Origin of the sequence: Aeromonas sp. s13 (assembly GCF_040907905.1) — a bacterium.
GTDB classification, from domain to species: domain Bacteria; phylum Pseudomonadota; class Gammaproteobacteria; order Enterobacterales; family Aeromonadaceae; genus Aeromonas; species Aeromonas veronii.
This window is the reverse complement of the sequence record NZ_JBFOCS010000065.1, coordinates 73,767-96,608: the sequence shown is the minus strand read 5'-3', so window position 1 is coordinate 96,608 and position 22,842 is coordinate 73,767. Positions and strand designations below refer to the sequence as shown.

20 protein-coding genes are annotated in these 22,842 nt (G+C 60.3%); 12 read left to right on the top strand and 8 right to left on the bottom strand.

The annotated features are described in order from the left end of the window. Nucleotides 1-87 precede the first annotated feature (87 nt). The 7 genes from acs to AB5Y82_RS11880 all read left to right on the top strand — a co-directional run bounded on the left by acs (nucleotide 88) and on the right by AB5Y82_RS11880 (nucleotide 8,058). Nucleotides 88-2,034 carry an acetate--CoA ligase gene (acs, locus tag AB5Y82_RS11910; RefSeq protein ID WP_368173986.1) on the top strand — a complete coding sequence of 649 codons (1,947 nt, stop codon included), beginning with the start codon at nucleotides 88-90 and terminating at the stop codon, nucleotides 2,032-2,034. Between the two features lie 288 nt (nucleotides 2,035-2,322). Next, a complete protein-coding gene (gene aroQ, locus AB5Y82_RS11905; protein WP_005338907.1) occupies nucleotides 2,323-2,772 on the top strand; it encodes a type II 3-dehydroquinate dehydratase in 450 nt (149 codons plus the stop codon). A gap of 36 nt (nucleotides 2,773-2,808) precedes the next feature. Further along, nucleotides 2,809-3,267 (top strand): acetyl-CoA carboxylase biotin carboxyl carrier protein, encoded by a 459-nt coding sequence (gene accB / locus AB5Y82_RS11900; RefSeq protein ID WP_005338908.1) that lies wholly within the window; start codon nucleotides 2,809-2,811, stop codon nucleotides 3,265-3,267. A 15-nt stretch (nucleotides 3,268-3,282) separates the two neighbouring features. Then, on the top strand, nucleotides 3,283-4,623 hold the full coding sequence (accC, locus tag AB5Y82_RS11895) for an acetyl-CoA carboxylase biotin carboxylase subunit (RefSeq protein WP_005338910.1): 1,341 nt from the start codon (nucleotides 3,283-3,285) through the stop codon (nucleotides 4,621-4,623). 207 nt (nucleotides 4,624-4,830) lie between these two features. Next, on the top strand, nucleotides 4,831-5,094 hold the full coding sequence (locus AB5Y82_RS11890) for a YhdT family protein (protein ID WP_111899885.1): 264 nt from the start codon (nucleotides 4,831-4,833) through the stop codon (nucleotides 5,092-5,094). After that, a complete protein-coding gene (gene panF, locus AB5Y82_RS11885; RefSeq protein WP_368173985.1) occupies nucleotides 5,084-6,541 on the top strand; it encodes a sodium/pantothenate symporter in 1,458 nt (485 codons plus the stop codon). The genes AB5Y82_RS11890 and panF overlap by 11 nt, the downstream gene beginning before the upstream one ends. Before the next feature lie 89 nt (nucleotides 6,542-6,630). Continuing rightward, complete coding sequence (locus AB5Y82_RS11880) at nucleotides 6,631-8,058, top strand: PTS transporter subunit EIIC (protein ID WP_120414876.1); 1,428 nt, start codon at nucleotides 6,631-6,633, stop codon at nucleotides 8,056-8,058. Nucleotide 8,059: 1 nt separating this feature from the next. On the opposite strand, the gene AB5Y82_RS11875 is transcribed toward AB5Y82_RS11880, so the two are convergent. Continuing rightward, the gene (locus AB5Y82_RS11875) at nucleotides 8,060-8,932 is read right to left on the bottom strand and encodes a LysR family transcriptional regulator (protein ID WP_162504381.1); all 873 of its coding nucleotides are present in this window, start codon (nucleotides 8,930-8,932) and stop codon (nucleotides 8,060-8,062) included. A gap of 100 nt (nucleotides 8,933-9,032) precedes the next feature. On the opposite strand from AB5Y82_RS11875, the gene AB5Y82_RS11870 reads away from it, so the two are divergent. The 4 genes from AB5Y82_RS11870 to AB5Y82_RS11855 all read left to right on the top strand — a co-directional run bounded on the left by AB5Y82_RS11870 (nucleotide 9,033) and on the right by AB5Y82_RS11855 (nucleotide 13,265). After that, entirely contained in the window at nucleotides 9,033-10,049 is a 1,017-nt protein-coding gene (locus tag AB5Y82_RS11870) for a zinc-binding alcohol dehydrogenase family protein (RefSeq protein ID WP_323924042.1), read from the top strand. A 536-nt stretch (nucleotides 10,050-10,585) separates the two neighbouring features. Continuing rightward, nucleotides 10,586-11,464 (top strand): 50S ribosomal protein L11 methyltransferase, encoded by an 879-nt coding sequence (prmA, locus tag AB5Y82_RS11865; RefSeq protein ID WP_323924043.1) that lies wholly within the window; start codon nucleotides 10,586-10,588, stop codon nucleotides 11,462-11,464. A 202-nt stretch (nucleotides 11,465-11,666) separates the two neighbouring features. Beyond that, complete coding sequence (locus tag AB5Y82_RS11860) at nucleotides 11,667-12,644, top strand: D-2-hydroxyacid dehydrogenase family protein (RefSeq protein WP_368173984.1); 978 nt, start codon at nucleotides 11,667-11,669, stop codon at nucleotides 12,642-12,644. A 66-nt stretch (nucleotides 12,645-12,710) separates the two neighbouring features. Then, nucleotides 12,711-13,265, top strand: a complete 555-nt coding sequence (locus tag AB5Y82_RS11855) for a sugar O-acetyltransferase (RefSeq protein ID WP_368173983.1) — start codon at nucleotides 12,711-12,713, stop codon at nucleotides 13,263-13,265. Nucleotides 13,266-13,646: 381 nt separating this feature from the next. Here the strand turns inward: AB5Y82_RS11855 and AB5Y82_RS11850 are convergent, their stop codons facing one another. After that, nucleotides 13,647-14,195 (bottom strand): NAD(P)H nitroreductase, encoded by a 549-nt coding sequence (locus AB5Y82_RS11850; protein WP_005338924.1) that lies wholly within the window; start codon nucleotides 14,193-14,195, stop codon nucleotides 13,647-13,649. 114 nt (nucleotides 14,196-14,309) lie between these two features. Beyond that, nucleotides 14,310-16,349: an FAD-dependent oxidoreductase gene (locus AB5Y82_RS11845; RefSeq protein ID WP_368173982.1), complete on the bottom strand. Its 2,040-nt coding sequence runs from the start codon at nucleotides 16,347-16,349 to the stop codon at nucleotides 14,310-14,312. Between the two features lie 208 nt (nucleotides 16,350-16,557). Here AB5Y82_RS11845 and sppA point away from each other — a divergent pair, with 208 nt between their 5' ends. Next, nucleotides 16,558-18,402, top strand: a complete 1,845-nt coding sequence (sppA, locus tag AB5Y82_RS11840) for a signal peptide peptidase SppA (RefSeq protein ID WP_368173981.1) — start codon at nucleotides 16,558-16,560, stop codon at nucleotides 18,400-18,402. A 91-nt stretch (nucleotides 18,403-18,493) separates the two neighbouring features. On the opposite strand, the gene AB5Y82_RS11835 is transcribed toward sppA, so the two are convergent. The 5 genes from AB5Y82_RS11835 to AB5Y82_RS11815 form a co-directional block, all read right to left on the bottom strand. Continuing rightward, nucleotides 18,494-19,414, bottom strand: a complete 921-nt coding sequence (locus AB5Y82_RS11835) for a L,D-transpeptidase family protein (protein WP_005338927.1) — start codon at nucleotides 19,412-19,414, stop codon at nucleotides 18,494-18,496. Nucleotides 19,415-19,925: 511 nt separating this feature from the next. Then, on the bottom strand, nucleotides 19,926-21,167 hold the full coding sequence (locus AB5Y82_RS11830; RefSeq protein ID WP_111901747.1) for a lipopolysaccharide assembly protein LapB: 1,242 nt from the start codon (nucleotides 21,165-21,167) through the stop codon (nucleotides 19,926-19,928). Between the two features lie 11 nt (nucleotides 21,168-21,178). Then, nucleotides 21,179-21,814 carry an energy transducer TonB gene (locus AB5Y82_RS11825; RefSeq protein ID WP_005343441.1) on the bottom strand — a complete coding sequence of 212 codons (636 nt, stop codon included), beginning with the start codon at nucleotides 21,812-21,814 and terminating at the stop codon, nucleotides 21,179-21,181. 16 nt (nucleotides 21,815-21,830) lie between these two features. Further along, the gene (locus AB5Y82_RS11820) at nucleotides 21,831-22,238 is read right to left on the bottom strand and encodes a biopolymer transporter ExbD (RefSeq protein WP_005338933.1); all 408 of its coding nucleotides are present in this window, start codon (nucleotides 22,236-22,238) and stop codon (nucleotides 21,831-21,833) included. A 67-nt stretch (nucleotides 22,239-22,305) separates the two neighbouring features. Further along, complete coding sequence (locus tag AB5Y82_RS11815; protein WP_005338936.1) at nucleotides 22,306-22,833, bottom strand: MotA/TolQ/ExbB proton channel family protein; 528 nt, start codon at nucleotides 22,831-22,833, stop codon at nucleotides 22,306-22,308. Nucleotides 22,834-22,842 lie beyond the last annotated feature (9 nt).

Genomic DNA, 22,842 nt, shown 5'->3' with positions numbered 1-22,842 from the left:
GCCTATCCAAAAGTCTAATTGCCCCCATCAGCCAAAGGTATAAGTTGTTACTTAATTATTAAAAGTATGTATTCAAAGGAGTGAGTGATGAGCGAGAGCAAGGTCTACCCGGTCAAACCCCACATCAGCAGCAATGCACTGCTCGACAAGGGCGACTATGCCGCCATGTATCAGGCTTCCGTCGAGGATCCCGATACCTTCTGGGGAGAGCAGGGAAAAATTCTCGACTGGATGAAACCCTATACCAAGGTCAAGAACACCTCCTACGATCCGGGCCATGTTTCCATCAAATGGTTTGAAGATGGCCAGCTCAACGTCTCGGCCAACTGTCTCGATCGCCATCTCGCCGAGCGTGGCGACAAGGTTGCCATCATCTGGGAAGGGGATAACCCCACCGAAGATCGCAAACTCACTTACCGCGAACTGCACAGCGAAGTGTGCAAGTTTGCCAACGTATTGAAAGCACAAGGGGTTCACCGCGGCGATGTGGTCTGCCTCTATATGCCCATGGTGCCCGAAGCCGCCATCGCCATGCTGGCCTGTACCCGCATCGGCGCGGTACACAGCATTGTCTTCGGCGGCTTCTCGCCGGAAGCGCTGGCCGGCCGCATCATCGACTCCGGCTCGCGCATCGTCATCACCGCCGACGAGGGGCTGCGCGGTGGCCGTCCGGTGCCGCTCAAGAAGAATGTGGATGAAGCGCTCACCAACCCGGAAACCCAGGTCAACAAGGTGATCGTGCTCAAGCGCACCGGCGGCAATGTCGCCTGGCACAACCACCGCGACATCTGGTGGCACGAAGCGACCGCCACCGTCAGCAGCAATTGCCCGCCCGAGGCGATGAACGCCGAAGATCCGCTCTTTATCCTCTATACCTCCGGCTCCACCGGCAAACCCAAGGGGGTGCTCCACACCACCGGCGGCTATCTGGTTTACGCCACCCTCACCTTCAAATATGTGTTCGACTACCACGAAGAGGATATCTACTGGTGTACCGCCGATGTGGGCTGGGTCACCGGCCACTCCTATCTGGTCTACGGGCCGCTTGCCAACGGTGCCACCACCATCATGTTCGAAGGGGTGCCCAACTACCCGGCCACCAACCGCATGAGTCAGGTGGTGGACAAGCATAAGGTCACCATCCTTTATACTGCACCAACCGCCATCCGTGCCCTGATGGCCAAGGGTAACGAAGCGGTCACCGGCACGTCACGCCAGAGCCTGCGCATCATGGGTTCGGTGGGTGAACCCATCAACCCGGAAGCCTGGGAGTGGTACTACCGCACCATTGGCGATGAGCGCTGCCCCATTGTCGATACCTGGTGGCAAACCGAAACCGGCGGCATCCTGATTACGCCGCTGCCCGGCGTCACCGACCTGAAACCCGGCTCTGCCACCAAACCCTTCTTCGGGGTGCAACCTGCGCTGGTCGACAACATGGGCGAACCGCTGGAGGGGGCTACCGAGGGCAACCTGGTGATCACCGACTCCTGGCCGGGTCAGATGCGCACCGTATTCGGCGATCACGAGCGCTTCGAGCAGACCTACTTCTCCACCTTCCCGGGCCGCTACTTCACCGGCGACGGTGCCCGTCGCGACGAGGACGGCTACTACTGGATCACCGGTCGGGTGGATGATGTACTGAACGTCTCTGGCCACCGCATGGGTACCGCCGAAATTGAATCGGCGCTGGTGGCCCATCCCAAGATCGCTGAAGCCGCGGTGGTGGGGGTTCCTCACGAGATCAAGGGTCAGGGCATCTATGCCTATGTCACCCTGATCGCCGGGGAAGAGCCAAGCCGCGAGCTGCATAAAGAGGTGAAGGAGTGGGTGCGCAAAGAGATCGGCGCCATCGCAACGCCAGATGTCATTCACTGGGCAGAGGGGCTGCCGAAGACCCGTTCCGGCAAGATTATGCGCCGCATCTTGCGCAAGATCGCCACCGGAGAGACCGACAGTCTGGGGGATATCTCCACCCTGGCGGATCCGGGGGTAGTAGACAAACTCATCCGCGAGAAGTCGGAAGCTGCCTGATCCCGCTTCGTTTGTTGCTCAATAAAGCCGGCCCTGTGCCGGCTTTGTCGTTTCTCATCCGCCAGCAAACAGCAAGGCGGTAGCTACGGAGCCTTGCCGACCAAAATGTGCAATAAATAGCCAGATGTAGAGATTAGACCAGTAAAATGCTGCTAATTTTCACGAAATCAATATAATTGCGAAATCTGTGTGCCAGGGCACACCGATTTGCGCAGAAAATGGCTAGATTTCTGGTAGTCCACAAGATAGCTGATAGATAGCAGCATTATCATCGAGGATGTACTCAATATGTCGCAAAATCACCGCATTCTCCTGCTCAACGGACCAAACCTGAATCTGCTGGGCAAACGGGAACCGGGTATCTACGGCAGCAAGACGCTTGATGAGATCGTCGCCGATCTGAAGCTTAACGCCAGCGAACTCGGTGTCACTCTGGAACATCTGCAATCCAACGCCGAACATGAGTTGGTCGGCCGCATCCATCAGGCCATGGGCCAGGTGGATTTTATCATCATCAATCCGGCCGCCTTCACCCACACCAGCGTCGCCATTCGCGATGCGCTGCTGGGCGTTGCCATCCCTTTTATCGAGGTTCACCTGTCAAACGTCCATGCCAGGGAGCCGTTCCGTCATCACTCCTATCTGTCTGATGTCGCCAAAGGGGTCATTTGTGGTCTGGGGGCCGATGGCTACCAATTCGCTTTAACCGCGGCCGTGCACCATCTGCGCGCGGCTTGATAATCACTGATCAGATAAAGAAGAAAGAGAATGCTAATGGATATCCGCAAAATCAAGAAGCTGATTGAACTGGTTGAAGAGTCCGGCATCGCCGAACTGGAGATCTCCGAAGGTGAAGAGTCCGTTCGCATCAGCCGCAACTTCTCCGGTCAGGTGACCACCGCCATGCCGCAGATGATGATGCAGCAAGCCGCTCCGGTTGCCGCACCTGCCGCTGCCGCCCCGGTTGCCGCCGCACCGGCCGCAGATGCCGCCCCGAGCGGTCACCTGATGCGCTCCCCGATGGTTGGCTCCTTCTACCGCTCCTCCAGCCCGGATGCCAAGCCGTTCGCGGAAGTGGGTCAGCAAGTCAATGTCGGCGACACCCTGTGCATCGTCGAAGCCATGAAAATGATGAACCAAATCGAGTCTGACAAGGCCGGTGTGATCAAAGCGATCCTGGTTGAAAATGGTCAGGCCGTCGAATTTGACGAGCCGCTGTTCATCATCGAATAAGGGAAATCGCCACCCATGTTGGACAAAGTAGTCATCGCCAACCGCGGTGAAATTGCCCTGCGGATCCTGCGCGCCTGTAAAGAGCTCGGGATCAAGACAGTGGCCGTTCACTCCACCGCCGACCGGGAGCTCAAACATGTGCTGCTGGCCGACGAATCCATCTGTATCGGCAGACCGGCCAGTACTGAATCCTACCTCAACGTCCCGGCGATCATCGCCGCCGCCGAGGTAACCGGTGCCGTGGCCATCCACCCGGGTTACGGCTTCCTCTCCGAGAACGCCGATTTCGCCGAAGTGGTCGAAAAATCCGGCTTCATCTTCATCGGCCCGCGCGCCGAGACCATTCGCCTGATGGGTGACAAGGTCTCCGCCATCGAAGCGATGAAGAAAGCGGGCGTACCGTGTGTGCCGGGCTCTGACGGCCCCGTCGACAACGACGCCAAGCACAACGCCGCCATTGCCAAGCGCATCGGCTATCCGGTGATCATCAAGGCCGCCGGTGGCGGTGGTGGTCGCGGTATGCGCGTGGTGCGCAATGAAGCGGAACTGGCGGGCGCCATCGCGCTGACCAAATCCGAAGCAGGCCAGTTCTTCAAGAACGACATGGTCTACATGGAGAAGTACCTGGAAAACCCGCGCCACATCGAAATTCAGGTGTTGGCAGACGGCCAGGGCAACGCCCTCTATCTGGGCGAGCGTGACTGCTCCATGCAGCGTCGCCACCAGAAAGTGGTGGAAGAGGCGCCGGCACCGGGCATCACCGCCGAAATGCGCAAGTTCATCGGCGAGCGCTGTGTGCGCGCCTGTATCGAGATCGGCTACCGCGGTGCGGGTACTTTCGAGTTCCTGTACGAGAACGGCGAGTTCTATTTCATCGAAATGAACACCCGTATTCAGGTTGAGCATCCGGTCACCGAGATGGTAACCGGTATCGATCTGATCAAGGAGCAGCTGCGCATCGCCGCCGGCCAGCCCCTGTCGATCACCCAGCAGGATATCCGCATCCGTGGCCATGCCATCGAGTGCCGGATCAACGCCGAAGATCCGGCCACCTTCATGCCCTCTCCGGGTTTGGTGCAGCGCTTCCACGCGCCGGGTGGTCTGGGCGTGCGTTGGGACTCCCACATTTATGCAGGTTACAAGGTACCGCCCCACTACGATTCAATGATCGGCAAGCTGATCTGCTACGGCGAGAATCGTGACATTGCCATCGCCCGCATGCGCCATGCGCTGGACGAGCTGGTGGTGGAAGGGATCAAGACCAACGTACCGCTGCAAAAAGAGATCATGAAAGACGAAAACTTCCAGCACGGTGGCACCAATATCCACTACCTGCACAAGAAGTTAGGTCTGTAAGGATCGCTGATAGAGACCCGATGACATTGCACGGTGGCAGTACCAACGCCCACTACCTGCACAAGAAGTTGGGTCTGTAAGGATCGCTGATAGAGACCGGACTTCCGATGGAAGTCTGCTCCGCAAGGAGCCTCTGCTGAAAAAGGGCCATGGCGACATGGCCCTTTTTTGTTATCCTTGCGCCCCTCAAATTTGTCGGAGGCCAAGGTGAACCGTTTTGCTCTCGCCCGCCGGGAAGCAGCTTTCTGCCTGCTGCTGACCCTGCTCTACTTCTTTGCTTGGTATAGCACCGCCTATTTCATCCCGCTCCAGCTGGAATTGTGGGGGCTGCCACTGTGGTTCCTGCTCAGCTGCATGGTGATGCCACTGCTGTTCATTCTGCTCTGCGCCCTGATGGTGAACCGGCTGTTTGTGGAGATCCCCCTCGATACCCACTCCCCTTCCGGCAAGGAGTCATCCCATGAATCTTGAGCTGATGCTGCCGCTCGTCATCTATCTGGTGCTGGTGCTGGGGGTGGGTTTTTGGGCCAGCCGCCATCGCGCGCAAGGCAACTTCGTGCAGGAGTACTTCATCGGCAACCGCAGCATGGGCGGGCTGGTGCTGGCGATGACGCTAGTGGCCACCTACACCTCGGCCTCCTCCTTTATCGGCGGGCCGGGCGCGGCCTACAAGATTGGTCTGGGCTGGGTGTTGCTGGCGATGATCCAGCTACCCACCGTCTGGCTCACTCTGGGGGTGCTTGGCAAGAAGTTCGCCATCATCGCCCGCCGGGTCAATGCGGTGACCATCAACGACATGCTGTGGGCCCGCTACCAGAGCAAGGCGGTGGTGATCCTCGGCTCCGTTACTATCATCCTCGCCTTTATCGCGACCATGGTGGTGCAGTTTATCGGCGGCGCCCGCCTGCTGGAGACCGCCACCGGCCTCTCCTACCAGCAGGGGTTGATGCTGTTTGCCAGCTGTGTGCTGCTCTACACCATCATCGGCGGCTTCCGCGCTGTGGTGATGACCGATGCCCTGCAGGGGATCATCATGCTGATCGGCACCGGCGCCCTGCTGGCAGGAATTTTGATTGCCGGTGACGGCCTGCCAAACCTTATCCACCAGCTCAGGGAGATCGATCCCAAGCTGGTGAGCCCGCAGGGAGCCGGCGACATGCTGACCCAGCCCTTTATGTTGAGCTTCTGGATCCTGGTCTGTGTCGGGGTGGTGGGGCTGCCCCACTCGGCGCTGCGCTGCTTTGGCTATCGCGACAGCAAGGCGCTTCACCGCGGCATCCTGATCGGTACAGTGGTCAGCGCCCTGCTGATGTTTGGCATGCATCTGGCGGGCGCCCTTGGCCGCGCCATCCTGCCCGGCATGGACAGCCCGGACAAGATCATGCCCTCCCTGATGATGGAAGTGCTGCCCCCTTGGCTGGCCGGGGTCTTTCTGGCGGCGCCGATGGCAGCCATCATGTCCACCATCGACTCCCAGCTGATCCAGGCTTCCGCCACTCTGGTGAAGGATCTCTACCTCAACTATCTCAATCCAAAGCAGGAGAAGCTGGAAGTGCGCATTCCCCGCCTCTCCCTGCTCTGCACCCTGATCTTGGGCACCCTGGTACTGCTGGCGGCGCTGCAACCGCCGGAGATGATCATCTGGCTCAACCTGCTCGCCTTTGGCGGTCTGCAGGCGGTGTTCCTCTGGCCGCTGGTGCTCGGCCTCTACTGGTCACGGGCCAACGGCCCGGGCGCACTGGCCAGCATGGTCAGCGGCATCGTCAGCTATGGGGTACTCAGTCAGTGGGGGATCAAGCTGGCTGGCCTGCACGCCATCGTGCCAAGCCTCACGCTGGCGCTGGTGGTCTTTATCACGATCAGCCTGCTGACGGCACCGCCCTCGCGGGAAGTGCGCGAGCTTTTCGGGCAGAAATAATAAAAATATAAATTAGGGGTTCCAAAACTATCCCCAAATAGGTGTTTTCCGGTTAAACTGTGCGCCAAGTCACAGAACGTAGCCGCTGTATGCCCGTTAAAGCCACTCGACAAGTCGTTACTCAAGCCCTGCAGCGGCTCGGTTATGCCCTGCTGCTGCCCGTCTCCATCCTGCCGATGGCGGCGTTGATCTACCGGCTTGGGCAACCCGACGTGCTCGATTTGGCGGTGCTCTCCCTCACCGGTCAGGCGATCTTCAGCCAGATGCCGCTCATCTATGCGGTGGCGATCGCCTTTGGTCTGAGTCGACAGGAGCTGGGCGGACAGACGCTGGCGGGGGCGGTCAACTTCCTGCTGCTCAGCACAGCTTTCAATACGCTAGCCCCCAACCTGCACGCCGACATGATCTGCGGTCTGCTGGCGGGGCTCACCACCGCCATCATCTATCCCTGGGTTCACCAGCAAACGCTGCCCCGCTGGCTGCAGGTCGCCAGGGGGGAGTTTCCCAGCCTGCTGGTGTCGGCCCTGGCCTGCCTGCTGATCGCCATCCCCCTCTCGCTGCTGTGGCCGCCACTGGAGCGCGGGCTGACCCTGCTCACCTCCGAGCTGCTCACCACGCCGTTTGGCGCCTTCTGCTACGGCACACTCAACCGACTGCTGATCCCACTCGGGCTGCATCAGGTATTGGGCAGCGTCATCGGCCTTGGCGAGAGCAACCTGCAGGCGCTGGCCACCGCCCAGCCCCTTCATGAAGGGTATGTGGCCGGTCTCTACCCCATCATCATGTTCGGCCTGCCGGGCGCCTGTTTTGCCATCTGGCTGCACCGCCAGCGGATGCAGCGGCTGCCGCAGGGCGGGCTGCTGCTCACCCTGGCGCTCACCTCGGCACTGGTGGGTATCACAGAGCCTATCGAATTTCTGTTCGCCTTTACCGCCCCCTGGCTGTTTCTCGCCCACGCCCTGCTGACCGGACTGTCGCTGGCGGTCTGTAGCGGGCTGGGGATCAAGGTGGGCAGTTACTTCTCCGCCGGTCTGCTGGATCTGGTGCTGAGCTATCAGGCTGGGGAGCACAGCTTCTGGCTCATTCCGGTCGGTATCCTGTTCTTCGTCGCCTACACCCTGCTGTTCTATCAACTGCTGGAGCGTGCCCCCCTCAGCATGCCGAGCAAGCCCATCGCGGTGGAGCATCCGCGCCTTGCCAGCGTTGCCCCCTCAGACCCGCAGATGCTGGCGATCCAGTATCTCAAGGTACTGGGCGGAATGGACAATCTGGTGGCGATGAGTGTCTGCATCACCCGCCTCAGCCTGCGGGTGCGCGATATTTCACTGGTGGATGAATCCCGCCTGCTGGGCCTGGGCTGCCTCTCCTGGATCCAGCTCAACGACCACCAGCTGGTGCTGGTGCTGGGCCCCAGTGCCAGCCTGATTGAAGGGCAGATCCGCATGCTGGCGGAGCGCCAGTCGGTCCCGCTCGGCCTCAAACCCAATCAGGAGTCGGCCAGCCAGAGCAGCTGGTAACTCAGGCAAACGGCAACCGCTCGGCCACGAAATCCATCAGGGTGCGCAGGGCGGGAGCCAGATGCTCCCGACTCGGATAGATAAGGTAAAACGGGTTGGCCGGAATGGGCTGATCCGGCAACACCTTCTGCAGCCGCCCCGCCGCCAAATCCCCTTCACAGACATGGTGGGGCAACAGGGCAATCCCCCCGTCATGAAGCGCCATCTCCCGCAGCGCCAGCAAGCTGTTGCTGACACAGGCCCCCTGCGGCCGCCAGCCCCCCTCCTGCAATGGCCACACCGGCATGGCCGAATGCACCAGACAGGCATAACGGCCCAGCTCGCTCAACTGCTGCGGCATGCCGTGGGCCGCCAGATAGGCGGGCGCTGCCACCAGATGACGCGCCACCTGACCGATACGCCGACAGATGAGGCTGGAGTCTTTCAGCGGTGCCGCCCGCAGCGCCAAATCATAACCTTCCCCCACCAGATCGAGCTGATCGTCACTCAGGGTCAGCTCCAGCACCACCTCGGGATAGAGGGCGCGAAACTCGGCGAGGATCCGGCCAAGCAATAGAGTACCGGTCGCCTCGGGGGCAGTGATCCGCACCCGCCCCGCCGGGGCCGAGCGCAGCCGTGCCATCGCCAGATTGGCACTGCGGGCCAGTGCCAGCAGCCCCTGACAGTGCTCCACATAGAGTTCACCCTGCGGGGTCAGGCTCAACCTGCGGGTGGTGCGCTGCAACAGCCGCACCCCGAGCTGGGATTCGAGCCGCGAGATCTTCTGGCTCACCGATGACTTGGGCATACCAAGCAGCTCGGCGGCCCGGGTAAAGCTCCCCTGCTCCACCACGGTGGCGAACAGCCCCATCAACTCCAGATCGACATTGTTCATATATTCAAACAGTCTTTACCGATTACCCATCTTAATCTTGATAATCAACCAGACTAGAGTGAGTGGCAATCCCGAACACAGCGATTTGAAAGGAAAAACCATGAAAGCCATAGCCCTGACTCACTATCTGCCAAGCGACCACCCCGACTGCTTCATCGCCGCCAACCTGCCCGATCCGGTTCCGGGTCCGCGGGATCTGCTGGTGCGGGTCACCGCCACCTCCGTCAATCCGGTGGATACCAAGGTGCGTTCCCCCAAGGCCAAAATTGAAAGTTCGCCCCGGGTACTGGGCTGGGATGCGGTGGGGGAAGTGATCGCCACCGGCAGCGAAGTCACCCTGTTCAAGGCGGGCGACCGAGTCTGGTATGCCGGCGATATCAGCCGCCCGGGCAGCAACAGCGCCCTGCAACTGGTGGATGAGCGCATCGCCGCCATCGCCCCCACCAGCTTGAGCGATGTGGAGGCCGCCGCCCTGCCGCTCACCGCCATCACCGCCTGGGAGACCCTGTTCGAGCGCTTCGCTCTTACCCGCGAAAGCCGTGGCAAACTGCTGATCATCGGCGGCGCCGGTGGCGTGGGCTCCATCGCCATCCAGCTGGCCCGCCAGCTCACCGGTATGGAGGTGATTGCGACCGCCTCCCGCCCCGAGAGCCGCGAGTGGTGCCTCGAAATGGGCGCCCATCAGGTTGTGAACCACCACAAGTTGCAGGAGGAGCTGACCGCCCTTGGCATCACCCAGGTCGATGCCATCTTCTGCACCAACGCCACCGCCGAGCACTGGGCCACCATGGCAGGGCTGATCCGCCCGTTTGGCCATATCTGTACCATCGCCGAATCGAGCGAGCCGTGGGATCTCTCCCTGCTCAAGAGCAAGAGCGTCACCTTCAGCCAGGAGTTCATGTTCACCCGCTCCCTGTTCCAGACGCCGGACATGATCGAACAGCACCGCTTGCTCGGCCGGGTGGCGGCACTGGTCGATGAAGGGGTATTGCAGACCACCCTGACCAGAACCATCCACTCACTGACCCCGGTCACGCTGGCTCAGGCCCACGCAGAAGTGGAAGCGGGACGCATGGTGGGCAAACTGGTGATCGACATGAGCGGCTTTGCCAACTAAGCCCTCCAACGCACCATGATGGGATAAGTTCACCAAGGAGATGCCCCAAACGGGCACAACCAGCGGCACTCATGACTGCCTGTGGCAGGCCAACGTCCGACAATCAGCCAAAAAAGAGGCCATTTCGCGAGAAATGGCCTGAATACCTGAACATTGGGGTAACAATCACACACATATCCTTATGCAGGACATATTAGTCTTTGCATCTGGCGTGCCAACAGCAGCATGAATGCGCCAAAACGGCGTCAGCCCGTCCTTGAGCAAGGTGCCGACCTTGCTCTTTTTTGTCTGGCAGACTGTTTACCAGGCAAACAAGTGCAGATAAAAAAATGCCACCCGAGGGTGGCAGTGAAAGATGACGGAACTTGAGCAAAGCGTTCAGCGAAAACCGGTCGTCTTCGCCTGCATAGAGCAATACAGGAACCGTGCCAATCCGGCAAAAGCCCCCGAATCCCTCCACGTCATGGGCAAACCACGACAGCACTGCCCCATGATGGTAGAATCTCGCGGTTTCACATTTATGAAGAGTCGACGCCATGCCCTGGATACAAATTCGAATCAACGCCACTGCCAAGACCGCAGACAAGGTGAGCAACATGCTGCTGGGGCGTGGAGCCCAGGCGGTGACCTTTATGGATGCCAAGGATGTGCCCGTCTATGAACCCATGCCCGGTGAAACCCCGCTCTGGGGCGAGACCGAAGTGATGGGTCTGTTCGATGCCGAAACCGATCCGGCTCCCACCATCGCCTTCTTCCAGCAGATCTTCGGCGAAAATGTCGGCTACAAGGTCGAGCTGCTGGAAGACAAGGATTGGGTGCGCGAGTGGATGGATCACTTCCACCCCATGCAGTTTGGCGAGCGCCTCTGGATCTGCCCGAGCTGGCGCGACGTGCCGAACCCCGATGCGGTCAACGTAATGCTGGATCCGGGCCTGGCCTTCGGTACCGGTACCCACCCCACCACGGCACTTTGCCTGCAGTGGCTGGACGGGCTGGATCTGAGCGGTAAAACCGTGGTCGATTTTGGCTGTGGCTCCGGCATTCTCGGCATCGCCGCCCTGAAACTGGGTGCTGCCCGCGTTATCGGCATCGACATCGACCCGCAGGCCATTCAGGCCAGCCGCGACAACGCCGCGCGCAACGGCGTCGCCGACCAGATTGAGCTCTATCTGCCGGCCGACCAGCCGCAAGATGTCGAAGCGGACGTGGTGGTCGCCAACATCCTGGCCGGCCCGCTGCGCGAACTGGCTCCACTTATCGCCGGCCACGGCAAGCCGGGCAGCCTGATGGCCCTCTCCGGCGTGCTGGAAAGTCAGGCCCCGGAGCTGGAAACCATCTACGGTCAGTGGTTCGAGATGGACCCGACCGCCGTCAAGGAGGAGTGGTGCCGCCTCTCCGGCCGCAAGCACGGCTAAGCGCGGGCAACATAGACGCCAACCTCATGCCATCAGGGCTCCCATTCGGGGGCCCTGATTGTTTTGGCCTGTCAGGCTCTTCCCGGTCCGTGGACATGGGCTTGATTGCACTCCCTTCTGATTGTGTTCGTTTGAAAACAACAGACACCTTTTATTCCGGTAAGATAGTGGTCCGAGCCAACGCAATCGAGAAGGATTTCTTATGCGGATTGCCATTCTGGATGACCATCAGGATCAGGTGCGCCACCTCCCCTGCTTTGCCCTGCTGGCGGGTCATGACGTCACCATCCTCAACCAGAGCGAACCCGATACAACGCGCCTTGCCGCCCTGCTGGAAGGAATGGAAGCACTGGTGCTGACCCGCGAGCGTACCCGCATCGACGAACAGCTGCTGATACAGCTTCCCACCCTTAAACTCATCAGCCAGACTGGCAAAGTCAGCCAGCACATCGACCCGGCACTATGCCAACGGTACGGCGTTGCCGTGGCAGAAGGGATCGGCAGCCCTATTGCTCCCGCCGAGCTCTGCTGGGCGCTCATCATGGCAGCCTCCCGCCATATACCTGCTTACAGCCAGGCGTTAAGCCAAGGCCAATGGCAGCATTCTGGTGACCTCGGTTTGGGACGCACGCTGCATGGGCTGACGCTCGGCATCTGGGGCTACGGCAAGATAGGCCAGCGGATCGCCCGCTATGGCAAGGCATTTGGCATGTCGTTACTGATATGGGGCAGTGAGGCTTCGCGCAGGCAGGCCGAGCTGGATGGCTATGCCTGCGCCTCCAGCAAGGAGGCGCTTTTCAGTCAAGCCGATATCCTCACGCTGCATCTGCGCCTGAGCGAGGCAACCCGCGGCGCTGTTACCCGCGCAGACCTGGCTCGCATGAAAGTTGACTCTCTGCTGGTCAATACCAGCCGTGCCGAACTTATCGAGCCGGGCGCCCTCTATGCAGAGCTCAGTAACCATCCTGAGAAACGGGCCGCGCTCGATGTATTTGACATCGAGCCGGCGACACAGGAAAGCGAGCCCCTGCTGCGTCTGCCCAACGTATTGGCGACGCCTCATCTCGGCTATGTGGAGCAAAACAGCTACGAACTCTACTTTCGCGTGGCGTTCGAGAATGTGCTGGCCTTTGCCGAAGGCAGACCTGCCAACCTGGTTCTGCCCATATCGGGTGGATGATCACGTTACTTCTGCCGTATTGGCGCCAATATCCAAATCCCTGGCAGATAAAGGAAAGCAACCTTCATGAGCGAATACCAGAAGATGATTAGCAGCCAACCGTACAACTGCATGGCACCCGAGCTGGCCCTGTTGCGCCGGGAGGCGGCCCAGCGCTATCGCCGTTTCAATCAGGCGGAAGAGGAAGCAGAGCAGCGGGCACTACTGGCGGAGCTGATTGGCGAACTGGCAGAAAACGCCTTTATCTGCCCGCCCCTCTACTGTACCTATGGCCGCCACATCCACCTGGGCAAGGACTCCTACATCAATATGGGAGCGACCCTGCTGGACAATGCCCCCATCCGCATCGGCGCCCATGTGATGATTGGGCCAAATGTGCAGATCTATACCGCAGCCCATGCACTGGAGGCCGACAAACGGATTCAGGGCACAGAGACGGCGCTGCCGGTCACCATTGAAGACAAGGTCTGGATTGGGGGCGGCGCCATCTTGCTGCCCGGCGTCACCATAGGGCGGGAGGCGATCGTCGGCGCGGGCGCCGTAGTCACCAAAGATGTACCGGCTGGAGCTCGGGTAGTCGGCAATCCAGCCCGGATCCTGCCAGCCAAAAACAGGGCATAAGGCTGCCAACCGGGCTGCATCTTGATGCCGCCATCAACTCACAACAACCCCGACACCCCATAAAAAATAAAGCCCAATGTCACGAAGACGTTGGGCTGTTAAAAGGTGCTACGGAATTGCGACTCTCATCGCAGAAAAATTAGAAGGAGTGCCCTTCTAAACTGGCAGGGAGATATTAGCGAATGCGCAAACGTTTTACATAGTGAAATACAACAGGATTGCGAGGTACATCGCACTATTTAAATAATTACCTGCTATGGCGCGCGAAGCCTCTTTGACCCATTTATTTTCCCCAATTTCTCTGGTTACTATTCACGGTTAAACAGAAAAGCCCCGATTTCTCGAGGCTTTGCTTCTCTTAACCGCAACATGGCCGAGGAGTCAGAAACGGCGGACAAACTCATCGAGTGGCAGCTCGCGCAGTTTGCGTGCTTCCAGCATGGGAGTACCGAGGTAGAGGAAACCCACCAGCTGATCCTCTGCCGCCAGTCCCAATCCCTTGTTGATCTGCTCATCGAAGATAAACCAGCCGGAGCGCCAGATACCGTTGAAGCCCTGCGCCTGCGCCGCCATCTGCATCGCCATCAGGGCACACCCGGCTGAGAGCTCCTGCTCCAGTTTCGGCACCTTGGGGTGATCCTGATAACGGGTTGCCACGGCGACGACCAAGGGCGCCCGCAGCGGCGCTTCGCTGCACTTCTTGATGCTCTCTTCATCTTCGCCACGAGCACGGGCCGCCTCGGCCAGCAGCTTGCCCAGCCGCTCGCGCCCCTCTCCTTCAAACAGAATGAACTGCCAAGGGGTCAGGGTGCCGTGATCCGGCGCGCGCAGGCCCGCCTTGAGGATATTGTCGAGCACCTCACCGCTCGGGGCGGGATCGGCGAGACGGCCACAGGAGTGGCGATTGAGCAACAGGGTGAGGGCATCCATGGGCAATTCCTTCTCTGGGGCAATGATGGCGCTACCTTAGCACAGCACCGAATGAAGAAAACCCCTGAGGCTCAGGGGTTTATCGCACTATAAAGGACAAGAGGGCACAGTTGGCTAGATGATCGCAGCCAGTTCGGCGCCCTGTCTGATCGCTCGCTTGGCATCCAGCTCGGCAGCCACGTCGGCTCCGCCGATGATGTGCACCGGCTTGCCTGCCGCCTGCAACCCGGCCTGCAGTTCTTTAAGGGGCTCCTGCCCGGCGCAGACGATCACCTGATCCACCGGCAGACACTGCTTGCTCTCGCCCACCTGAATGTGCAAGCCCTCGTCATCGATCCCCAGATATTGCACCCCGGAGAGCATCTGAACCTTGCGGTTCTTGAGCACGGTACGGTGGATCCAGCCGGTGGTCTTGCCAAGTCCGTCACCCACCTTGCTCTCCTTGCGCTGGAGCAGCCAGATCTGGCGCTCGGGGGCGTCGATTTCAGGAGCCGTGAGGCCACCGCGCTCGCCAAGCTGTTTGTCGATGCCCCACTCCTTGAGCCAGTGATCACGGTGCCCATCGGCATCCATCTCCACTTTCTTCTCGACCCTTTTCTCCACAAGGAATTCGGCCACATCGAAACCGATGCCGCCGGCACCGATCACCGCCACCTTCTCGCCGACCGGCTTGTGATCCCGCAATACATCGAGGTAGTTCAATACCTTGGGATGCTCGATCCCCGGGATATTGGGGGTGCGCGGACGAATACCGGTAGCGAGGATCACCTCGTCAAAACCGCCGCCGAGCAGGCTCTCGGCACTCTGGCGCTGGCCCAGATAGAGCTCGACGCCGCACTTCTCCAGCCGTTTGGCGAAGTAGCGCAGGGTTTCGTGAAACTCCTCCTTGCCCGGGATCTGCTTGGCGAAGTTGAACTGGCCGCCGATTTCGCTGGCCTGATCGAACAGGCTCACCTGATGACCGCGCTCGGCAGCGTAGCAGGCAAACGCCAGCCCGGCCGGGCCCGCCCCCACCACCGCCAGCTTCTTGGGCTGGGGCACGCGGCCAAACGTCAATTCGGTCTCGAAACAGGCTCGAGGATTGACCAGACAGGAGGCCCGCTTCTGCTTGAACACATGGTCAAGGCAGGCCTGGTTGCAGGCGATGCAGGTGTTGATCTCGTCCGCCCGGTTCTCGGCCGCCTTGATGACAAATTCGGGATCAGCCAGGAAAGGGCGCGCCATGGAGACCATATCCGCCTCGCCCCCCGCCAGAATCCGCTCTGCCACCTCCGGGGTGTTAATCCGGTTGGTAGTGATAAGCGGCACCTTGAGATGCTTTTTCAGCTCGGCGGTCACCCAGCTGAAGGCGCCGCGCGGCACGCTGGTGGCGATGGTGGGAATACGCGCCTCGTGCCAACCGATACCGGTGTTGATGAGGGTCACCCCCACCGCTTCCAGCGCTTTGCCAAGGGCAATCACCTCTTCCAGGGTCGAGCCCTGTTCCACCAGATCCAGCATGGAGAGGCGGAAGATAATGATGAAGTCGGTGCCGACCCGCTCGCGGATGGCACGGACAATCTCCACCGGGAAGCGCATCCGGTTTTCGCTGCTGCCGCCCCAGCCATCGGTACGTTTGTTGGTACGCTCACAGATGAACTGGTTGATGAGATAGCCTTCCGAGCCCATCACCTCGACGCCGTCATAACCGGCCGCCTTGGCCAACGCTGCTGTAGCCGCGAAGTCGCGAATGGTGCCGCGGATCTGCCGCTCGCTCATGGCGCGCGGTTTGAACGGGGAGATGGGGGCCTTGAGGGCGCTCGGCGCCAGACTGAACGGATGATAGGCGTAACGACCGGCATGGAGGATCTGCAGCGCTATCTTGCCCCCCTCCTGATGCACGGCGCTGGTCACCTTCTTGTGCTTGCTCACCTGCCAGGGGAAGCTCAGCTGGGAACCGTGAGGCACCAGCCGCCCGCGCAGATTGGGGGCGATACCGCCGGTGACGATAAGGCCAACGCCACCACGGGCGCGCTCGGCGTAAAAGGCGGCCAGCTTGTCAAAACCGCCCTTCTCCTCTTCGAGGCCGGTATGCATGGAGCCCATCAACACACGGTTGCGCAGCTGGGTAAAACCAAGGTCGAGCGGGGTCAGCAGGGTCGGATAGCGGCTCACGATGCCTCCAGTTAATTTTTTGTTATCAAACTGAGGCTAGAGTAAAGAATCGAAAATTCTTTTTCAAACAAATGTTTGGACAATTTTTCAGCGAACAGCCGTGCCCTGAACGAAGATAGGCGGGATCCGCCAGTCGGAAATGGCAATTTCGCCCGCAACTGGTTAATAATGGCTCTTCTCTACCCATTAACAGGGCGATAACGCGACTATGTCTATTTTCAAAGGTCTGGGTTGGTTGTTCCGCAGCCTGTGGCGCCTGCTCAATTTCACCCGGCTGATGCTGGTCAATCTGCTGTTTCTCATCGTAGTGCTGGTCATCGTCTTCAGCGTCAGCCAGAAAGAGGCCCCCAAGGTGCCCATCGAAGGGGCGCTGACCCTCAATCTCAACGGCGTGCTGGTGGATCAACGCTCCCAGACAGATCCCACCGTACAACTGCTGCGCCAGATGGACAGCAGCGACGAGCAGCCGAGCGAGATCGTCCTCTCCGACCTGCTGTGGGCCATCAAGAGTGCCAAGGATGACGAGCGCATCAAGGCGCTGGTGATCAAGCCGCAAGGGCTGCAAGGAGCCAACTTCACCAAACTGCAGGAGGTGGCGAGTGCCATCGACTCCTTCCGGGAGAGCGGCAAACCGGTGATCGCCATGGCCGACTTCTACACTCAGGGGCAATACCTGCTGGCGGCCCACGCCGATCACGTGCTGCTCAACCAGAGCGGCGCCGTGGTGATCGAGGGGCTTGGGGTCTACCAGACCTACTTCAAGTCGGCGCTGGAGAAGCTCAACATCACCCCGCACGTGTTCAAGGTCGGCACCTACAAATCCTTCGTCGAGCCCTATACCCGCGACGAGATGTCCCCCGAGAGCAAAGAAGCGAACCAGCGCTGGCTGGATCAGCTGTGGCAATCCTATGTGGCTGACGTAGCCGAGCAACGGGAGATCGAACCGGATGCCGTGGCACCGGGCAAGGAGCGCTTCCTCGAGCTGCTGCGCAAGGCCGGTGGCAATGCCGCCAACTACGCCCTCGACAACGGTCTGGTGGATCAGCTGGCCACCCGCGACGAGATGACCCAGGCGGTCATTAAAGAGGTGGGTGAAGCGGACGACCACGGCTGGAAAGGGGTCGGCCTGAAAGAGTATCTGGCTGCCATTCCGGAACAATATCCCCAGAGCGGCAAGGATGAGGTGGGTCTGGTGGTCGCCAGCGGCGCCATCATGGATGGCGTCCAGCCTGCCGGTACCATCGGCGGTGATAGCCTCTCCGACCTGCTGGCCGATGCCCGCCGCGATGACAAGGTCAAAGCCGTGGTCCTGCGGGTCGACAGCCCGGGCGGCAGCGCCTTCGCCGCCGAGCAGATCCGCGCCGAGCTGCTGGCCCTGAAACAGGCAGGCAAGCCGGTAGTGGTCTCCATGGGCAGCTATGCCGCCTCCGGTGGCTACTGGATCTCCGCCGATGCGGACAAGATCTTCGCCTCCCCGACAACCCTCACCGGCTCCATCGGGGTATTCGGCATGTTCGCCACCATCGACAAGGCGTTGGCCCAGTTCGGTGTCCATACCGATGGGGTCGGCACCACAGATTACGTCGGCGTAGGCCCGACCCGCGCCCTGCCGGATCACGTCGGTCAGGCTATCCAGCTGAGCGTGGAAGATACCTACCAGCGCTTCATCGGTCTGGTCAGCAAGGGCCGCGGCCTGAGCCCGGAAGAGGCCGAAAAAGCGGCCGAAGGCCGAGTCTGGACCGGCGAAGATGCCAAGGCCCTGGGGCTGGTGGACGAGTTCGGCAATCTGGATGACGCCATCAAGGCAGCTGCCGAACTGGCCAACCTCAAAGAGTGGCAGGTGACCCCCATCGAGCAGGAGGAGTCCACCAAGGACAAGTTCCTGCGCCAGCTGTTTGACAGCAGTGCCCAAGTGCTGGCCCCCCAGTTGCAAAGCTGGCTGCCGGCTGGATTTGGCAAGGCTCTGGTGGAAGTGAACCGCAGTCTCGACCCGCTCACCCGCTTCAACGATCCGCAAGGCACCTACGCCTTCTGCCCGGTCTGCGTGCAGTAAGCAAGCGGTGACTCCCCCATAAAAAACGGCGACCAGATGGTCGCCGTTTTCTTTATTCAGCCAGTGCGCGCGGCACCGCCAACTTTCTCAATCAGGGATTGAGGCGGGTCGGCATACCGGTACGCTGTTCCAGCACCTGCTTGACCACGTTGGAGTCAGACTCGGCGTGAGCGATGAAGCGGGTGATGGCCGGTGTCATCGGGAGCGGCACGGAGGCGGTGGAGTTGAACTCCTCCTCGGTGCGCGACAGCGGCTCGTGTACTTCCATGTAGCGACCGCCATCCGGCTCGACCGTGGTCTTGACCGGCTGGTTGACGAACTGGACGCGGGTGCCGACCGGCACGTTGTCGAACAGATACTTGATGTCGTCAGCGCGCAGACGCACGCAACCGCTGCTCACCCGCAGACCGATACCGAAGGTAGCATTGGTGCCGTGGATGGCATAGAGGTTGCCAATGTAGAGGGCGTGCAGACCCATGGGGTTATCCGGACCGGCTGGCCATACTGCCGGCAGAGTCTTGCCCTGGGCGGCATAGCGGCGACGGATGTTCTCGGTCGGGGTCCAGGTCGGGTTGGCGCGCTTGCGCTCTACCTTGGTGATCCAGTTCTCCGGGGTGTTTACCCCCAGCTGACCGATGCCGATGGGCAGTACTTCCACCACGTTCTTCCCTTTCGGGTAGTAGTAGAGACGCATCTCGGCAACGTTGATGACGATCCCTTCGCGGGGCGCGTTGGGCAGGATCAGCTGGTGGGGGATGATCAGGGTGCTACCCGCTTTCGGCAGATAGGGATCAACGCCCGGGTTGGCTTCCATGATGTTGGTCAGACCCAGCTGGAAGTCAGCAGCGATCTGCTCCAGCGGACGGTTGTCCGCAGGCACCACGTATTCCTGATTTTCACCGATCAGGCGGCTGTTGGCCGCAGGCAGACGGTACTCGACGGCGGCAGCCTGCTGGCTGACCAGCGCAAAAGTGCATAAAAGGGCCGAAGCGGCAGTGCGAAGGGGATTCATAAAATTCCTGTGTGGTTTCCTGTACCAAATGGGCCGGGGGCCGTCTCATCCTCGGTCTGCCGGTGGCGGGTCAACCTGCCCCACGACGCCAATAACCGAGCGCGCATTCTTTCCTGAGTCGGCCAAAATTTCAACTTCCATATGTTGCTTTTCTTGTTAAAAGTAGCCGTTTTCGATGTGACGCTTATCAACAGGGCAAAAGCCACACTAGCAAGTCGCAGCAAAGAGAAAGATGAATGGCACTGCCCGCCTGTCAGCGAGCCACACGAGCCCCCGTCAACCACAGCGCTGCGCCACCTTGCTTCACGGTTGCAGCCCTAGCTAAAACGTTTGTCGCATCCGGGGAGATAAACCAATGTCGACGGAGGCTCTTTATTGGCATGAAGAGGGATAAAACCGTGCATCGGCCACCCGCCGGTGCTGGCAGCTACCATAAAAAAACCGCTCCGAAGAGCGGTTAATGGAGCCACCAGGCAACCATAAAAGGGACTACAGGTAGTTGTCATTGGAATTACTGGACGGCTGCCTCTCCGGTGCCACTCTGCTCCTTGAGGAAGCTGATCCACGGAGATGCCCGACCGCTGACGTTGCCATTCTGAGCCGCCTGGGTGAAGGCGTTGAGGGCCTCCTTCGGCTTTTGTTGCTCAAAATAGGCGACCCCGGTCAGGAACTTGAGATCAGCACGCTGTTCACCATTGGCATTGGCGGCCGGTTTGGCGGCCAGCGCCACCAGATCCTGATAGCGTTTGCTCTGGATCATCATGCGTGCCATTTTCAGCTGCAATTCGGCGCTCGGGGCCAGCTGGTAGGATTTGGCCAGGGTATCGATGGCCGGATCCAGCTCCTTGGCCTGATGCCAGTAGTTGGCCAGGGTCTTGTAGTTGCCGGCGCTCGGCTCAATCAGCCCATCCTTCATCCCCTTCTCCATCACCCGGGCGGCGCGATGGGGAATGCCGGTGAAGGCGAGGTAGTTGGCGAGGCGCTGCAGCTCGGCGGCCTCGGTCAACATGCCGAGGTTGTAGGCCGACTCCAGCGCCGCCAGCGCCTTGGCATCGTTGCCTGCCTGCATATGCATGGCCGACAGCTGGGTCCAGTACTTCTTCTTCTCCGGGAACATGTTGACCAGAGAGGTCAGCACCTCGGTCGCCGGTTTGTACTGTTTCAGCTCGTAGTGAGCGCCCATCTTCAGCAGATACCAGGACTCCGGCGCTTTACCTGCCGACAGCTTGATCGCCTGATCCACCGCCGGAATCGCGTCACGGTACTGCTTGAGCTGCACGTGTGCGTTGGCCAGCGTGATATAGGCATGGGAGTTGGGCTTGTCATCCTTGCCCTGGTTGGCAAACCACTCCTTCATGGTCTTGATCGAGCCCTGATAATTACCCTCCGCCATATAGAGCTGGGCCAGGTTGTAGCGCACCTGCTGGGCCACAGGTGGCGGCAGGCCGCCTGTCGCGATGGCATCAGCAAAGTACTTGGTCGCCTGACCGTATTTCTCCTGCTGGGCGGCCACAAAACCGAGAGTCTGCAATATGACCCCCTTGTCGTAGACCCGCTCGCCCGCGCCTGAAAGCGCATCTTGCAGCTTGGCATTGGCCTCACCGTATTTCTTCTCGGTGATCAGCTCCTGCGCCTTGTTGACCGCCCGATAGGCCCGATCCGACAGGGCCGGCTGCTCGGCGGCCCAACTGGCGGTGCTGAGCAGCACCGCCATGGCGACCGGGGCGAGGATCATCTTGTGTAACTTGTTCATCGCCACCTTCCTTAGTTGACCGCAAACTCGATCTCTTGCTGCATCCGGCTCGCCTGCGGCTTGCCATCCACCATGGCCGGTTTGAACGTCCACTTGGCGATGGTTTTGCGCGCCTCTTTGCCGAGGTCATAGCTGCGCGGCTCTTCCTTGACGATCCGCACGTTGCTGACGGTGCCGCGCTCGGTGACGGTGAACTCCACCAGCACCTTGCCGGAGGCCAGCCCCGCCAGCGCCGCCTTGCGGGGCATCATGGGCTCGAAGGTTGCCAGCGGAATGGCACCATTGTTGCCACCGACGCCGCCACCACCGCCGCCGGTGCTATAAGCACCCAGCGCGTTGCCACCACCGATGTTGACCGGGATGTCGAGCTTGGGCATGTCCATCGGCGCGCTCTCCATCTTCGGCCGATCCGTGCTGGCCACTTCCATCTCGGGAGGAGGTGGCGGACGCTTGGGCGGCGGCGGTTTGGGCAGCTCCCGCTGTTTCTCTTGCAGGGTCTCCTGGGGCTTGAGGCGGATGAAATCGGTCATGGTGACGTCATCCTTCTCCACCAGCTCCCGGTGATCCGGTGTGATCAGCTTGTTCATTCCCAGAAACAGAAAGAACACCACCACACAGGAGACCGCCAACGATATCAGGTATCTCATAGGTCTCTCTCCGGCATCAGCTGCTCTTGTCTGCCGCGATGGAGATGTTCTGGACACCGGCCATGCGGATCTGATCCATGACCTGCACCACCAGACCGGAACGGGATTCGTTATCGGCCTGGATCACCACGGCGCTCTCCGGGTTTTCGGCCCGCAGCCGCTCGATGTTGGCGCGCACCGCCCCCACCTCGACCACCCGCTTGTCGACCCAGACCTGACCGTTTTCGCGCACCGCGACCATGATATTGCCCTTCTTCACCGTCTCGGCCGTGCTGGCACTGGGACGGTTGATCTCGACACCGGACTCCTTGACGAAGGAGGTGGTGACGATGAAGAAGATCAGCATGATGAACACTATGTCCAGCATGGGGGTCAAATCGATAGCCGCCTCGTCAGCACCGCTGTCGCTGTAACGTTTTCTCATAGCAGAAACTCCTTGCTTGTTCTGTGCCCCCGGCAGGCCATGCCTCACCAGGGGTATGCATCCTGCATCAACCGTGTTTCAGGTTGTCTTCCAGCTTTTGCACCGCCAGTTTGGCCTTGTGATCGAGCTGGTTGACAAAAAACAGGCCGGAAAGGGCGGCGATCATGCCCGCCATGGTCGGTACCGTTGCCTTGGAGATCCCCGATGCCATCGCCCGCGGCGAACCGGTGCCGGTGATGGCCAGGGTGTCAAACACCTGCACCATCCCCACCACGGTGCCGAGCAGCCCCATCAACGGGCAGAGAGCGATCAGCACCTTGATGACCGGCATCCCCTTGTCTACCGCCATGGCGACCCGTGAGACCAGCTCGCGCCGGATCTGCTTGGCAGACCAGGAGAGATGATCGGTGCGGGCCAGCCAGGTGGCCTTGGTCTGCTTCACCTGCTTGGGGTAAACCGCCATGAAGTAGAACCAGCGCTCCAGCAACAGGGCCCACATCATCAGGGTCAGGAAGAACAGGGCGACCAGTACATCGCCCCCCAATCCCAAAAACCGGCGGACCGACTCGACTTCTTCAATCAACCAGAACCACATGGGTGACTC

Bases quoted from the DNA above. Each gene is read 5' to 3' on its own strand.
- acs (WP_368173986.1), top strand. From the start codon at position 88: ATGAGCGAGAGCAAGGTCTACCCGGTCAAACCCCACATCAGCAGCAAT.
- aroQ (WP_005338907.1), top strand. From the start codon at position 2,323: ATGTCGCAAAATCACCGCATTCTCCTGCTCAACGGACCAAACCTGAAT.
- accB (WP_005338908.1), top strand. From the start codon at position 2,809: ATGGATATCCGCAAAATCAAGAAGCTGATTGAACTGGTTGAAGAGTCC.
- accC (WP_005338910.1), top strand. From the start codon at position 3,283: ATGTTGGACAAAGTAGTCATCGCCAACCGCGGTGAAATTGCCCTGCGG.
- panF (WP_368173985.1), top strand. From the start codon at position 5,084: ATGAATCTTGAGCTGATGCTGCCGCTCGTCATCTATCTGGTGCTGGTG.
- AB5Y82_RS11880 (WP_120414876.1), top strand. From the start codon at position 6,631: ATGCCCGTTAAAGCCACTCGACAAGTCGTTACTCAAGCCCTGCAGCGG.
- AB5Y82_RS11875 (WP_162504381.1), bottom strand. From the start codon at position 8,932: ATGAACAATGTCGATCTGGAGTTGATGGGGCTGTTCGCCACCGTGGTG.
- AB5Y82_RS11870 (WP_323924042.1), top strand. From the start codon at position 9,033: ATGAAAGCCATAGCCCTGACTCACTATCTGCCAAGCGACCACCCCGAC.
- prmA (WP_323924043.1), top strand. From the start codon at position 10,586: ATGCCCTGGATACAAATTCGAATCAACGCCACTGCCAAGACCGCAGAC.
- AB5Y82_RS11860 (WP_368173984.1), top strand. From the start codon at position 11,667: ATGCGGATTGCCATTCTGGATGACCATCAGGATCAGGTGCGCCACCTC.
- AB5Y82_RS11855 (WP_368173983.1), top strand. From the start codon at position 12,711: ATGAGCGAATACCAGAAGATGATTAGCAGCCAACCGTACAACTGCATG.
- AB5Y82_RS11850 (WP_005338924.1), bottom strand. From the start codon at position 14,195: ATGGATGCCCTCACCCTGTTGCTCAATCGCCACTCCTGTGGCCGTCTC.
- sppA (WP_368173981.1), top strand. From the start codon at position 16,558: ATGTCTATTTTCAAAGGTCTGGGTTGGTTGTTCCGCAGCCTGTGGCGC.
- AB5Y82_RS11835 (WP_005338927.1), bottom strand. From the start codon at position 19,414: ATGAATCCCCTTCGCACTGCCGCTTCGGCCCTTTTATGCACTTTTGCG.
- AB5Y82_RS11830 (WP_111901747.1), bottom strand. From the start codon at position 21,167: ATGAACAAGTTACACAAGATGATCCTCGCCCCGGTCGCCATGGCGGTG.
- AB5Y82_RS11825 (WP_005343441.1), bottom strand. From the start codon at position 21,814: ATGAGATACCTGATATCGTTGGCGGTCTCCTGTGTGGTGGTGTTCTTT.
- AB5Y82_RS11820 (WP_005338933.1), bottom strand. From the start codon at position 22,238: ATGAGAAAACGTTACAGCGACAGCGGTGCTGACGAGGCGGCTATCGAT.
- AB5Y82_RS11815 (WP_005338936.1), bottom strand. From the start codon at position 22,833: ATGTGGTTCTGGTTGATTGAAGAAGTCGAGTCGGTCCGCCGGTTTTTG.